The organism is Chitinophaga filiformis, assembly GCF_021646545.1.
Classification (GTDB): Bacteria; Bacteroidota; Bacteroidia; order Chitinophagales; family Chitinophagaceae; genus Chitinophaga; species Chitinophaga filiformis_A.
Genome location: NZ_JAKIRP010000003.1, coordinates 689,329 through 703,666, shown reverse-complemented (window position 1 = coordinate 703,666; position 14,338 = coordinate 689,329). Strand labels below are relative to the sequence as shown.

The 14,338-nt window shown below is 45.6% G+C and carries 13 protein-coding genes and 1 riboswitch; of the genes, 8 read left to right on the top strand and 5 right to left on the bottom strand.

Annotated features, from left to right (window positions below):
- A partial coding sequence (locus tag L3C95_RS12370) for a hypothetical protein (RefSeq protein ID WP_236387492.1) occupies nt 1–277 on the top strand: 277 nt, incomplete at its 5' end.
- A gap of 12 nt (nt 278–289) precedes the next feature.
- Here L3C95_RS12370 and L3C95_RS12365 read toward each other — a convergent pair.
- Both L3C95_RS12365 and topA read right to left on the bottom strand, forming a co-directional pair.
- A complete protein-coding gene (locus L3C95_RS12365) occupies nt 290–1,171 on the bottom strand; it encodes a transglutaminase-like domain-containing protein (protein ID WP_236387490.1) in 882 nt (293 codons plus the stop codon).
- Between the two features lie 23 nt (nt 1,172–1,194).
- Nucleotides 1,195–3,549: a type I DNA topoisomerase gene (topA, locus tag L3C95_RS12360; RefSeq protein WP_236387488.1), complete on the bottom strand. Its 2,355-nt coding sequence runs from the start codon at nt 3,547–3,549 to the stop codon at nt 1,195–1,197.
- Between the two features lie 305 nt (nt 3,550–3,854).
- Here topA and L3C95_RS12355 point away from each other — a divergent pair, with 305 nt between their 5' ends.
- From L3C95_RS12355 to L3C95_RS12340, 4 genes are all read left to right on the top strand, one after another.
- The gene (locus tag L3C95_RS12355) at nt 3,855–4,619 is read left to right on the top strand and encodes a Rossmann-like and DUF2520 domain-containing protein (RefSeq protein WP_236387486.1); all 765 of its coding nucleotides are present in this window, start codon (nt 3,855–3,857) and stop codon (nt 4,617–4,619) included.
- A 119-nt stretch (nt 4,620–4,738) separates the two neighbouring features.
- A complete protein-coding gene (locus L3C95_RS12350; protein ID WP_236387483.1) occupies nt 4,739–5,260 on the top strand; it encodes a KdsC family phosphatase in 522 nt (173 codons plus the stop codon).
- 55 nt (nt 5,261–5,315) lie between these two features.
- A complete protein-coding gene (locus L3C95_RS12345) occupies nt 5,316–6,257 on the top strand; it encodes a geranylgeranylglycerol-phosphate geranylgeranyltransferase (RefSeq protein ID WP_236387481.1) in 942 nt (313 codons plus the stop codon).
- Nucleotides 6,257–6,841, top strand: coding sequence for a Maf family protein (locus L3C95_RS12340; protein WP_236387479.1), 585 nt, complete (start codon nt 6,257–6,259; stop codon nt 6,839–6,841). Before L3C95_RS12345 ends, L3C95_RS12340 begins: the two co-directional genes overlap by 1 nt.
- Nucleotides 6,842–6,950: 109 nt before the next feature.
- On the opposite strand, the gene L3C95_RS12335 is transcribed toward L3C95_RS12340, so the two are convergent.
- The 3 genes from L3C95_RS12335 to L3C95_RS12325 all read right to left on the bottom strand — a co-directional run bounded on the left by L3C95_RS12335 (nt 6,951) and on the right by L3C95_RS12325 (nt 9,899).
- A complete protein-coding gene (locus L3C95_RS12335; RefSeq protein WP_236387477.1) occupies nt 6,951–7,313 on the bottom strand; it encodes an iron chaperone in 363 nt (120 codons plus the stop codon).
- Between the two features lie 119 nt (nt 7,314–7,432).
- Nucleotides 7,433–8,629 carry a homoserine dehydrogenase gene (locus tag L3C95_RS12330; RefSeq protein ID WP_236387475.1) on the bottom strand — a complete coding sequence of 399 codons (1,197 nt, stop codon included), beginning with the start codon at nt 8,627–8,629 and terminating at the stop codon, nt 7,433–7,435.
- A gap of 91 nt (nt 8,630–8,720) precedes the next feature.
- Complete coding sequence (locus tag L3C95_RS12325; RefSeq protein WP_236387473.1) at nt 8,721–9,899, bottom strand: trans-sulfuration enzyme family protein; 1,179 nt, start codon at nt 9,897–9,899, stop codon at nt 8,721–8,723.
- 158 nt (nt 9,900–10,057) lie between these two features.
- Nucleotides 10,058–10,177, bottom strand: a riboswitch (SAM riboswitch).
- Between the two features lie 143 nt (nt 10,178–10,320).
- Here L3C95_RS12325 and L3C95_RS12320 point away from each other — a divergent pair.
- The 3 genes from L3C95_RS12320 (at nt 10,321) to lipA (ending at nt 14,035) form a co-directional block, all read left to right on the top strand.
- The gene (locus tag L3C95_RS12320; protein WP_236387470.1) at nt 10,321–11,619 is read left to right on the top strand and encodes a DUF2851 family protein; all 1,299 of its coding nucleotides are present in this window, start codon (nt 10,321–10,323) and stop codon (nt 11,617–11,619) included.
- Between the two features lie 605 nt (nt 11,620–12,224).
- Nucleotides 12,225–13,073, top strand: a complete 849-nt coding sequence (locus tag L3C95_RS12315; protein ID WP_236387469.1) for a hypothetical protein — start codon at nt 12,225–12,227, stop codon at nt 13,071–13,073.
- Between the two features lie 41 nt (nt 13,074–13,114).
- Nucleotides 13,115–14,035: a lipoyl synthase gene (gene lipA, locus L3C95_RS12310; RefSeq protein WP_236387467.1), complete on the top strand. Its 921-nt coding sequence runs from the start codon at nt 13,115–13,117 to the stop codon at nt 14,033–14,035.
- Nucleotides 14,036–14,338 lie beyond the last annotated feature (303 nt).

Sequence of the window (14,338 nt, the reverse complement as noted above, 5' to 3'; positions counted from 1 at the left end):
GGATGATCGTAAAGAAAGCAGAAAACTCCGAATGGAGAGCTGCCCTGCAAGAGCTACGCTGGAAGCAAAAGGGTATCAGGGAGCGCTGAACGACATCTTGAAGGAAGGAAAGAAACAAGGAGACAGACTTAAAGCAAGAAGGCTTTACCAGTCTGATGGACATAGTAAAGCCTTGCTGAAACTGTTTATGTTTAATGAACCGCCGTATGCCGAACGGCACGTACGGTGGTGTGAGAGGACAGTAGGGGAAGTAATCCCTTACTTCCTACTCGATTAGTAGTTACGGTACTTATTCCATCTTATCTCCCAGTAACTTTATCAGCGTTCTCAACTCATCCCTTTTATACGCTTCCTTTTCATCCTGGAAGCACTTCAGCAATTCTTCCAGCAGGAACTGTATAATTCTCCTGGTCGACTGTGGCTGATAGTAGGAGGGCGTCATTGGAATGGACATCCGTTTCAGGTATCCCTCTACATCCTGGTGTGAATAGATCTGTCCCTGGATAGGGTCAATGAAGAAAAGTATCCGGTTATCTTCTGGTCTGGGCGTTTCGCTAAAGTCATAGAAAGTATCGAAATAACCCAGTATGAACTGCCGGGGAATATTTACAGCATATACCGGAAGGTCCAGCATAGCGCAAAGGCTCTGGTATACGATGCCGTTAGTCAGCGGGTTGCCCTTACGGGATTCTATCACCTGGTTGATGAAGAACTGGTTCTTACGTACGTAGGCTACTTCTTCACCTTTCAGTCCGAAGTAGTTATAGATCATGCTGTTCAGGACATTGATCTGTTCCAGCGGGGTAAGATAATTATTCAGTTCCAGCCAGATATTCCTTTTGATCCTTTCAATTTCGGCTACAACGTTACCTGGCTGCATATCCGGAAACTGGTATTGAGCTACCAGGATGGAACCCTGCAACAGGTCAGGCGATTCCGTCTTACTCCATACCTGCAGTGCTACCTGTAAATCTTTATAATGCACGCGGTGTATAAGCTGCTCGATCCTTTCCTGGATGGATTCATCGACCGTGTTTTCCCATAAGTGCTCGAGGTTGGGAATGATCTCTTTTCCAAACAGCAATATTTTGTTGGCAACAGTATCATACACCTCCTGGTCAGGATCATCCAACAGGTGGAACAAAGCATTTATTTCCTTGGTCTCGTGCATAAAATGAATCTACAGGTGTCCACTTATTCCGCCTTCTTCTTCCGCGGTGGTGCCTTCTTCTTTGGAGGATTGGCTTTGACATCTTCGATGATGGCTTTAGCTTCTTCCAGTGTTATGTCAGCGGCGGTGTCAATCTTTTCTTTCGGTATCTTGTAATTCCTCAATCCCTGTTTTATATACGGTCCGTAGGGGCCTTTCAGTATCTGGATCTTCTCTTTTTCGAAAATTTTTATGGTACGTTCATCCTTTGCTGCTCTCTTTTCGACTATCAGCGGGGCTATTTCATCCAGCTCCACTGTGTAAGGGTCCATTTCCTTTTTCAGGGAATAGAACTTTTTATCGTGTGCTGCATAAGGTCCGAACCTTCCAATGTTCACCAGTACATCTTCGTCCTCAAACTTACCCAGGTTGCGGGGCAGTTTGAAAAGTTCCATCGCTTCCTCTAAAGTAATAGTTTCTATACTTTGAGTGGACTTCATTTTTGCGAATTTCGGCTTCTCCTCGTCTTCCGCTTTACCGATCTGGATCATCGGGCCATAACGTCCCATACGTGCCACGATCGGTTTACCTGTTTCGGCATCAGTGCCCAGCAGGCGTTCGCCTTTTACTCTTTCTGCCTTTTCCAGCGTGTTTTCTACGTCTTTATGGAAAGGAGTATAGAAGTCGTTCAGCATCTTGTTCCAGATCTTCTTTCCATGTGCCACCTCGTCAAATTCTCCTTCGATCTTCGCGGTGAAACCGTAATCCATCACAGAGCCGAAGTACTGGTTCAGGAAGTCTGTTACGATCATACCCAGGTCAGTCGGGAACAGCTTTGACTTTTCAGCGCCTGTATTTTCCGTATCGGTGATCTTAGTGATCTTGTCAGCTTTCAGGCTCATGATACGGAAGTCCCTTTTCACTCCTTCTTTATCACGTTTTTCCACATAGCCACGTTTCTGAACGGTGGTGATGGTAGGAGCGTAGGTAGATGGACGTCCGATACCCAGTTCTTCCAGTTTCTTTACCAGGCTGGCCTCTGTATAACGTGGCGCAGGACGGGTAAAACGCTCGGTAGCCTTCATTTCTTTCAGGTCAAGTACCTGTTTTACCGTCAATGGTGGTAAAGAACCGTCATCTTCGTCTTCATCGCTCAGTTCTTCATCATCTTTACCTTCCATATACACCTTCAGGAACCCGTCAAACTTCAGTACTTCACCACTGGCTGTCAGCTCTTCATGGTTGGTAGAGATGTCTATTTTAGCAATAGTCTTCTCCAGTTCCGCGTCGCTCATCTGGCTGGCGATGGTACGCTTCCAGATCAGTTCATAGAGCTTTTTGGTATCACTGTCATCAACAGACGCATTTTCCATATAGGTAGGGCGGATCGCCTCGTGCGCCTCCTGTGCTGATTCATTTTTGTTCTTGAACTTACGGTGTTGATGATATTTCTGTCCGTAGTTGGTGGCAATGGCGTTCTGGATATCTGCGAGCGCTGTATCTGACAGGTTCACAGAGTCAGTACGCATATATGTGATCTTACCACTTTCATACAACTTCTGCGCCAGCAACATTGTTTTGGAAACACTATAGCCAAGTTTACGGCTGGCTTCCTGCTGGAGGGTAGAAGTGGTGAATGGGGCGGCAGGCGATTTCTTACCAGGTTTCACCTGTATATCCTTCACCGAATAGGCTGCGCCAACGCACTGCTGGAGGAACTTTTCGGCATCTTCAGCAGTCTTGAAACGGGTTGGTCCTTCAGCCTTAAAAGTAATATTTTTGCCTTGAAGATCTTTAGCAGTGAAGAAGGCTTCAACCTTAAAACTGCTAACGGCATTGAATGTATTGATCTCACGTTCCCGCTCTACGATCAGTCTTACCGCTACAGATTGTACACGGCCTGCAGACAATGAATTGCGCATGCTCATCTTACGCCAGAGCACAGGAGACAATTCAAAACCTACTATTCTGTCGAGAATACGCCTGGCCTGCTGGGCATTAACCAGGTCCATATTTAATAGGCGGGGTTGTTGTACGGCTTTTTCGATGGCTGGCTTGGTAATTTCATGGAAAACGATACGTTTGGTGACCTCCGGGTCAAGACCCAGTACCTCACACAAATGCCATGATATGGCCTCACCCTCACGGTCCTCATCCGTTGCTAACCAAACTTCGTCAGTTTCCTTCGCAAGTTTCTTTAATTCCTTTACTATCTTCTCTTTATCCTCAGGTATAGTATACTTAGGTTTAAAGTTATTGGGGATATCGATACCCATATCATCCTTCTCGAGATCACGGATGTGACCAAAGCAGGATTTTACCTCGAAGTCTTTGCCCAGTATCTTTTCTATCGTCTTGGCTTTCGCCGGAGACTCAACAATTACTAGATTTTTTGCCATGAATGCCGTCTTTATGAGCTACTAGATACGAAAATTCCGTATAAAAAATACAAATACGAATTTTGCAAGTATATAAAAGTAGCTTGAGAATAAAAAATAAGACTGTTTCAACGCATTGAAGGTAAATGTAATATTTTTGATAAAATCATTAAAAATGAACCGTTAACAGTTTAATACTTAAATTGCTGGATAAGAGCCTTGCTAAAACGCGAAGTAATCTGACCATATAAAGATATGAGTGCAATACCTCCGCATGCTTTCTTTGAAAACCGGTACACCATAATATATATTTAACCTTAGACTGAATGGATATAGTAATTATTGGCGCAGGGAATGTAGCGCATTGTTTTGGTCATTTATTGAAACTGCATGGTCACCAGATCCTGCAGGTGATCAGCCGTAGAAAGGAAAGTGCTGTTGAGCTGGCAGAATCATTGCATTCTACCGGTACAGACGATCTGCTGGATATTAATATGGAGGCAGACCTTTACCTGATGGCCGTAAGTGACGCCGCTATCCCTGAGCTAAACGACGAGCTGAGACTGGGAAAACGTTTTGTAGTGCATACTGCCGGAGCAGTACCCCTCGATGCCATTAAGAAGATCTCCCTCAATACGGGTGTGATCTATCCCTTGCAATCCCTCCGCAAGGAAGTCCGGAATTATCCCGCCATCCCATTGCTGCTGGAAGCTGCTAACGATGAGGTTATGCGTAGGATAAAATCGGTAGCACAAAGTATAAGCCCTGATATTCAGGAGGTTAATTCACATCAGCGTCTTCAGCTGCACCTGGCGGCTGTGCTGTGCAACAACTTTACCAATCACCTGATCGCCAGGGCCAAGCGCTATTGTGAAAAGGAGGGACTGGACTTTACCTTGCTGCAGCCCATCATAAAGGAAACCTTTGACAGGCTGGAGAAATTCCCGCCGGAATCGGTTCAGACAGGCCCGGCCGTGCGTAATGATGAAAACACTATGTCCCGCCATCGTGCCCTGCTGGAAAATGAAGAATACCTGAAATTGATCTATAAGGTCATGTCAGATAGTATTTATGATTTTCATCGCAGCTGACATATGAAAATCTGTGGTACTTTTGCCAAATTCAATCAGAAACCAGGGATCAGGAACCAGGATTTTCATACAGCATCCTGACTCCTGAGCCCTGGTTCGCGAGTTCTAATTAATTCTCAATGAACATTTTATCTCTTTTTAAACCTATTTCCACCTTTGTATTTGATGTTGATGGCGTGCTGACCGATGGTACCGTGCAGTTGTTACCGAATGGAGAGCAATCACGGAGAATGAATATCAGGGACGGCTATGCGTTACAGCTGGCGGTGAAGAAAGGTTACCGGGTCGTGATCATCTCTGGAGGCAGATCTGAAAGTGTAGTCAGCCGCTTACAGGGCCTGGGCATAAAAGATATCTATACAGGCGTTTTAGACAAACAGGAGAAACTACAGGATTATGTGTTTGAAAATGACCTGCGTTGGGAAGAGATTATATTTATGGGAGATGACATCCCCGATTACCGGGCTATGCAACTGGTAGGCTTACCGGTTTGCCCCGCTGACGCGGCTCCCGAGATCAAAAGCATCTGCCGGTATGTATCGCCTATCAACGGAGGCAATGGTTGTGTGCGGGAGATCATTGAAAAAGTCCTGAAGCTGAACGATCACTGGATGATGGACGAGGAAATCGCCAGCCGTTAGCGGGTGAGGCTACATGATATGTAACTGGAATTACTTTTACCGCAATTATTAAAGTATGAAATTGCTGATTGCCTTTTTAAGGTTGATCCGATATCCAAACCTGATCTATATAGCACTGACCCAGTTCCTGCTGCAATATTGTGTAGTAGCGCCGGTGCTGGAATATAACGGAGAAGGGCCTTCTCTTTCCTGGCCTTCCTTTTTTCTGTTGTCGCTCTCTACCGTGTTGATAGCAGCTGCAGGAAATATCATTAATGACTACTTCGATATTAATATAGATATTATCAACAAACCTGAAAAGATGGTGCTTGATAAGATCATTAACCGTCGCTGGGCCATGGCCTGGCACACCATATTTAATATGGCCGGTGTGTCGATCGGTTTTATCGTTGCCTGGCAGATCGGCCAGATCTACCTGGGACTCACCCAGGTGGTTTGTTCGCTGATCCTCTGGTTCTATTCCACTTCCTTCAAGCGTCAGATCCTGATCGGCAATGTGCTGATCTCCTTGCTGACAGCCCTCGCAGTAGTAGTAGTAGGTTTTTATGAGAAGCAGATATATGAGAGCTTCGAAGCTATCATGTCGCCAGCAGGCAGAAAGCTGATACAGATCATTGGCGTATACGCCCTGTTCGCTTTCGTTATCTCCCTTGTGCGCGAGATAGTAAAAGACCTGGAAGACATGTTAGGCGATGCAAAAGACGGTTGCCGCACTATTCCCATCGTATGGGGTGTGGAAGCGGCCAAACGCATCTGTTATATGCTATTATTAGCCTTACAGATTCTCATTGTGCTGGTAGAAATAAGAATAGGCTTCATCGGATGGTGGCCTGCTATCATCTACCTGGCAGTGTTTGTACAGGCGCCTGCTTTCTATATTTATACATTGCTGAAAAAGGCCCATTTGCCGGAACATTATCACAAAGTAAGTTCATTGGTAAAATGGCTGATGCTGACCGGCATCCTGTCTATGATCTTTTTTAAAATATTCCTCTGATGTATACCGGAAAACGTGTGATCCTCGCCTCGCAGTCGCCACGCAGGAAACAACTGCTGGAACAGGCAGGTATTCCTTTTGAAGTGAAAGTAGTAGATACGGCTGAAACTTTTCCGGCTGATATGGCTATTCCGGAAGTACCTGTACATATTGCCAGACAGAAGTCTGCTGCTGTAGCAGCGCTGTGTAATGCGGATGATATTATCATCACTGCAGATACTGTTGTTGTTTTAGATGATACCATTATCGGTAAACCTAAAGACAGGGAAGACGCCATCCGTATCTTATCTGCACTCAGCGGCCGGATTCACAGGGTTATTACCGGAGTTGTGATTAAAAGACAGCAGGAAGAACTGTCGTTCTCAAAAGAAACTGCTGTACATTTTAAATCGCTGACCACCGAACAGATCACCTATTATGTAGACACTTACAAGCCTTACGATAAAGCCGGTGCTTACGCTATCCAGGAGTGGATAGGAGCTGTGGGAATAGATCGGATTGACGGTTGTTTCTATAATGTGATGGGGCTACCAGTAAGCAATGTGGTAGAAGCACTTGAATCTATCACAGCTGAAAATAATTAATCAGCGGCAGGTGTATCAAAAGTCCTGATACGCCTGCTATTTATTCGGATACCAGATGCTGGCTTATCATCTTTGAGCATTCCTGAAGCCTTCTTTTTTCATATCTCCTCTACTTTTTCTTCTTCTCTGTATTTTGTTTAACCCTGTATTCGACGATCCTTGTGATCAGTGCCAATGGCATGGGCTCATCCAGTGGGAACTGTACAGAACCTTTTCCCTGTTTATATACTGACAATTCTTTCTCAAATGCTTTGATACCTGTTGGTGCAGGGTAGAAACCAATATGATTTTTAAATGCTGCAAAGTGCACCAGGTTGCCTTTCAATACAAAGGTTGGTATGGCGTATTTGATGGCCTCTGTTGCCTCTGGAGCCGCCTTACGGATTGTGGCGCGCACTTCTTGTAACCGGGCCTGGACGTCTTCCGGAAACTCTGCAATGTAGGTATCGATGTCTGGAGCAATGTTTTTCATACGTGGGGTGTTTTATGCAAATATACAAAGCACCACCATTGGGAGGGAACAATGGACTTATAAATAAAAGGGTATCAGCACTAACTGATACCCTCCGTTATATGGCTGATTAATGAAGACTAACGTCCAAATTCTTCTTCCAGCACCAGCAGGTTCACATCCTTGTTCTTCAACCAGGTGGCGGTTTTCATCTTCTCCAGGTTGATCACACCTACTACGTAGCTGTAGGAAGCAGATTCATATTTTTCAGAGATGTTATAGAAGTCTGCAAGATGTACCTGGTCAGCCGTGCGGTAACGCAGATATACTTTCAGTTGTACATCATTCGTGAAGGCTGGCTGATTGGATTGTTTGATCTTTTTATACTCGTAGCGATAGTTATACAGTAGTGCAGAAATGTCTGACAGCACAGCACTGCCGGTAGCAGTACCACCTGCGCCTTTGCCCACGAAGAACTGTTTATCGGTGAATGCACTCTCCAGCAGGATACCATTGTATTCGTTGTATACATCATACAACAGGTTATGCTCTCTGATAAGATGTGGCAGTACATATGCATTCACATGTCCGTTTTGCCTGCGGCAGTTACCGATCAGTTTAATAGTACAATTACGTTGCTTCGCGAATTGTATGTCAAAATCGTTCAGGTGATGGATACCATAGTTGAATACTTCTTCCGGTTTTACGAAAGTACCGAAGGCATGTAACAGCAAAATGACGATCTTGAATTTAGGATCGAATCCTTCAATATCGAGGGTAGGATCTGTTTCTGCGAAGCCCTTGTCCTGTGCCTGTTGCAGCGCGGTTTCAAAGCTCAGGTTCTCTTCAAATATCTTAGTGAGGATGTAATTCGTAGAACCGTTACAGATACCTTCTACGGCGTTCAGCAGATCATTGTCGTAGTATTCTTCCAGATTACGGATGATAGGAATACTTGCGCAGCTGGATGCTTCGTAGAGGAAAGGTACTTTGTTTTCCACCTGCAGCTGATACAGTGCCGGCAGGTTTTCCGCGATCATACGTTTGCTGGCGCTCACTACTGCTTTGCCATTACGCAGCGCGGTACTTACTATTTCAAATGCAGCTTCAGTGTCATTGATCAATTCTACCACTACATCAATGGTAGGATCGTTGAGAATTTCATTTTTATCTGTAGTAAAGTAACTGGCGTCAATAGGACGCGATTTGTTAGGATCTTTAATACATATCTTTTTGATACGGGCATTGATACCTTTAGTTCTGTTGAGTACCTCGTATAACCCTTGTCCCACACAACCAAATCCGAAAATACCTAAATTGATGATCTTGTTTTCCATGTTCTATACTTAGTGCTTATATACTTCCTTTAATGCAGCAGGTTGATAAAAAGCAAACTGCATTACTTTATTAGTGAATAAAATGATGTTGTTACTGTAGTACGGTGATCTGTTTCCCCGCAGGCAGGTTCAGTTTGTCCAGTGCCTGTTTCAGGTCGTTGATCAGATCTTCAGCATCTTCGATGCCTACAGACAGGCGGATACAGGAGTCCTGTAATCCAGTCTTCTTCCGGAATTCTTCCGGGATGTTACGGTGAGTCATTGTTGCCGGATGATCCAGCATACTTTTTACTCCCCCGAAACTTTCCGCCAGTTTGAATAGCTTGGTGCTGTTCACCACACGAATCGCATTCTTAATGTTATCGCTCCTGAGAGAGAAGCTGACAAGTGCGCCGTATTGTTTCTGCTGTTTACGTGCGATATGATGATTTTTATGTGTGCTCAGTCCGGGGTAAAATACTTTATCTACGGCAGGATGTGTAGACAACCAGGTAGCAATGGCCATGGCATTGCTGCATTGCTTATCCAGGCGCAGGCAGAGGGTTTCAATACCTCTGATGGTCAACCATGCCTCAAACGGGCTGAGTATACTGCCGGAAATATTCTGGTTGAAACGCAGCTGGTCTGCCAGTGTTTTTGAATTCACCACTACCAGTCCGGCAATGACGTCGGTGTGACCTGCCAGATACTTGGTAGCGCTGTGTATCACGATATCAGCACCCAATGGCATGGGCTGTTGTATCAAAGGTGTACAGAGTGTATTGTCTACCACCAGCAATACATTATGCTGTTTGGCTATCTTGCTGATGGATTTGATATCAGATATGCGTAAAGTAGGATTGGTGGGAGATTCCAGCCATATCATCTTTGTATTGGGAGTTATGGCTGCCAGTACTTTGTCAGTATTACTGGTATCCACGAAATTCGCTTTGATCCCAAAGCGTTCAAACATATGCTGGAACATCTGGAAAATGCCACCATAGGTATCTTCTACTGCCATGATCTCATCGCCGCTTTTCAACAGTTTCATCACGGCGTCAATGGCAGCCATTCCGCTGGCGAAGGCAAAACCTGCATGCCCTTCTTCCAGGTTGCAGATAATATTTTCCAGCACCTTACGTGTAGGATTGTTAGCACGGGAAAATTCAAATCCCTTATTGATCCCCGGAGACTCCTGCACAAATGTCGAAGTCTGGTAGATAGGAACGGAAATGGCGCCCGTTAATTCATCCACCGGGATGCTATGCAATAATTGAGTAGCTATTTTCAATCTTCAAAGCAATTATACTGTTATTATACCCTGGTTGGCATATGCACAATCAGACGTTCATTCAGTCAATAACTACCAGAAAAAAGGGCATAAAAAAAGCCCTTCCGTCGTTGGAAGAGCCTTCAGGTATTTTATTACGATGAATATCAATCTCTGCCAACTTATCTTCCCTCGGTTATCATATAACCGGGGCCGGAATTAGCACCTTTCCCTACATTGCTGCAGGTTGGTTGCTAAGGCATCGCAGGGCCAAGTCCCTCCGCCTTTCTGGATAAGTCATGTGTAAGAACTGGGTGCAAAGTTAAAGGTACTTTGATGAAATTTCCAAAAAGGAATATTTTTAATTTTTTGCACGTACTTGTTTTTTCACTAATTTGTTTCCCTTTGATTGATTTTTAATCACTCTGTTAACCAACCATTTATGACCATTGTGAATGTTGATCCGCTTCTCGCAGAAGAGCTATTTCAACACATCTGGCAATTCCGCTTATTTACCCAATCCGGTCTTACAACACTGGAGGGAGAGCCTTTACACATCGATCATCCCGGTCAGCACAACCGGCATGCAGGACCTGATTTTACCGCTGCACGTATCCGCATTGGCGAAACATTATGGGCAGGTAATGTGGAACTGCACCTAAAAACGTCTGACTGGTTCCGGCATGGGCACCAATACAATCTGCAGTACCGTAATGTGATCCTGCATGTGGTATTTGAGCACGACATGCCGGGAGGGACAACCAGGGGTATTCCTATCCTGGAATTACAACGTGCCGTTCCTAAGTTACTGCTACAGCGGTATGAGTCCCTGCGACAGTCGGCAGCGCTGATTCCCTGCGCCGGGTCGCTAAACGGGGTACCGGAACTTGTCTGGATGGGTTGGAAAGACCGCCTGCTGATAGAGCGGCTGGAACAGAAGGCTGACCAGTTGAAAGCCTGGCTGTTACAAACGCAGTATGACTGGGAAGAAGTTTGCTTCCGTGCTATGGCAAGGGCGGCCGGCATGCCCGTGAACGGGGAAATATTCCTGCATGTAGCCCAGTCCCTGCCCTATAAATTATTGCTTCGCCATCAACATGACCTGTTCCTGCTGGAGGCGTTGCTGTTCGGACAGGCGGGTATGCTGGAAGATATCGCTACCGACCTTTATATGAAGGGGCTACAGCAGGAGTATACTTACCTGCGGCACAAATACCGTCTTACACCACTGGCAGCCCAGAACTGGAAATGGCTGCGTATGCGGCCCGCATCCTTTCCGAGTATGAAGATCGCCTTCCTGGCCGCACTGCTGCATAAGATTCCTCACTTGTTCTCCCGGATGCTGGATGCCCCGGATGCAGCCAGCCTGGAAAAGATGCTGCAGGTCCGGCCATCCGATTACTGGCAGACGCATTACAGGTTCGGTAAACCCGTCAGCCGGACACAGATGCCAGGCACCCGCGCTATTCATAATATTCTGATCAATACACTGTTACCACTGTTATATCTCTACGGCAGGGAGAAGGGGAACAGCCGCTACCAGGAAAAGGCGGTCAATTTCATGGGGCAGCTTCCCCCGGAGGAAAATCATGTTATGGAAGAGTGGAATGCATTAAATATCAAGGTGAAGACTGCCGCGGAAAGCCAGGCCTTATTGCAGCTGAAACAATACTACTGTGATGAGAAACATTGCCTGAGGTGTGCCGTCGGAGCAAGGTTACTCCGGTCTGATATTGCCTGAAGCAGCATCTCATTTGTTCTTTCAGGTCTACCTTAACGACACTGCAAAGGCATATCAAAGGCATGTCAAAGGCATGTCAAAGGTATGGATAAAGCGTACATGTATTCCTTCAGGTTGTCTGGTATCTTCCCGTTACCAATCCGGTACCAACGGTGTACCAATGGCCTCATCTTATGTTCATCCTACGTCTTTGAACGTAAGATGAACATAAGATGAGGCCATTGGTACACCGTTGGTACCGGATTGGTACTATACTGATCATTCGCCACAATAGAGCCCGTAGGGGGGCTTGTATTTGTAGCGCTGGGTTTCAACCCCGGGTCGTAATAGGTTTCAACCACAGGACGTAATGGGGTTTCAACCACGGGAACATAACGGATTTCACCCCGGAAATTCAACGATTTTCCCGTTGCCCACCATTCTGTAACCATTTCCCCGTTATGGCGTTATATATACATGGGCGTGGGTTTACAGACAAAAACAAATTTACACATGACAGAAAAAACGTGTAGGTTTGTAACAGCAGGCATACCAATATAATGCCCCTTACGTTTATATAGCATAGCCCGGCGGCTATACTCCCTTAACTAAACAAATCTATACAGGTGAAAAGACTATACTCATCCTTGCTTCTACTGGTCATGGCGGGTAGTTTGTATGCCCAGGAGTCAAATACGGACGGACTTTCAAAGAAAGAACAACGGGAACAGCGCAAATTGAAGCGTATTTCGTTGTTCAAACAACTGGAAGAAGGGGAGAACCTGTATCAGAGAGAATTCTCAGCAGGTGCCAGGCTAAATACCGATGGCTGGACCGGGTTGTTTGAATTAGGTTACCGGAAGAACAGAAACAAGGTGAATTATTTTCAGCTTGAATTCGGTGAGAAAAAGCACCCTAAGGAAGATAAAAAGGCGGGACAACCCAAAGGCGTTGACCCTTATGGATTTATCTACTCAGAGAAACCTTACATATACGGCAAGCAAAATAACTTCTACCAGGTGAAACTGGGAGTAGGGCAACAAAGATTGATCGGTGGTAAAGCCAACAAGAATGGCGTACTCGTGAACGCGATCTACTATGGCGGCCTGTCTGTGGGCATGCTGAAACCTTATTACCTCAACATCGTGGACCCCAATACCGAACAGGGCATACAGGTTAAATATGGCCAGAATCCATTATATGACCAGGCATTCCTTGACAGGGCCTCTATTATAGGCGGTGCGGGATTCGGTAAAGGCTGGGGCGAACTGAGCATCGTTCCCGGTGTACATGCAAAAACTGGCCTGCGGTTCGACTGGGCCCGTTTCAATGAGGTGGTAAGCGCCCTGGAAGTAGGTGTGAATGCGGAATACTATACCAAAGATATCAATATAATGATAGACCAGGATGCCAAGAAATTCTTCTTTAATGCATATATCGCTCTTCAGTTTGGAAAGCGTTGGGATAAGAAATAGCTGAGAAGTATTAAATTTGTGTCCTAAAGAAAGGATCAGAGATGGAAGAAACACCGATTACAACCGCAACGCCATGCAGCACAGCACCTGCTGCCGCTGCTCCGAGAACAAAAAAACCGGATTGGCTGAGGGTTAAGTTGCCAATAGGAGAGAGTTATAAGCAGGTACGTAACCTGGTTGATACACATAAGTTACACACGATCTGTGAGAGCGGAAATTGCCCTAATATGGGTGAATGCTGGGGAGCCGGTACCGCTACTTTTATGATCCTGGGGAATATCTGTACCCGTAGCTGTGGTTTCTGCGCGGTAGCTACCGGCAGGCCGGAAGCTGTGGATTGGGATGAGCCTCAACGGGTTGCAGAAGCAATATACCTCATGAAAGTGAAACACGCTGTGATCACTTCTGTGGACAGAGATGAGCTGAAAGATGGTGGTTCCATCATCTGGGCCAATACAATTAAAGCAGTCAGGTCACTGAATCCGGATACAACCATGGAAACATTGATCCCTGACTTCAGGGGACAGTGGGAAAACCTCCAGCGCATCATTGATGTGGCGCCGGAAGTAGTGTCCCACAACCTCGAAACAGTTGAACGCCTCACCAAACAGGTGCGTATCCAGGCAAAATATCACCGCAGCCTGGAAGTGATCCGTCGCCTGAAAGACGGTGGCATGCGTACCAAAAGCGGTATCATGCTCGGTCTTGGTGAAACTAAAGAAGAAGTGGTACAGGCTATGCAAGACCTGTACGACAATGGATGTGATGTGGTGACACTCGGACAATATCTTCAACCTACCCCAAAACATCTGCCGGTTGTCCGTTTTGTTCATCCTGACGAGTTCGCAGAATTGCGTGAAATAGGATATAACATGGGCCTGGATTATGTCGAGTCAGGACCATTGGTAAGATCTTCGTACCATGCAGAAAAACATATTCATAGTGGACGCGCGGTCAAATAAAAGTTAAACTGTTGTTTAAATTTACATCAGTGGTAACATGTTTCTGATTGCGAGTCACTATCTTTGCCGTGCAATTACGGGAAGGGCATAGCTATAATTCCCTCAACAGGAATTATAGTTAGCCCGTATGTCGGCTTTTATCCCAAAAATTGTAATCTACCGTTAACAACCTGAACCTACCTGTTTGCAGTTTGTGCATATGCTAAACTGTGCCCGTCGTATGCGAGATTCACTTTAGCATCGAAATCCTGAATTGATTAATATATATACCGGACAATATCGTCGTTGTCCTCCGATTGGTGT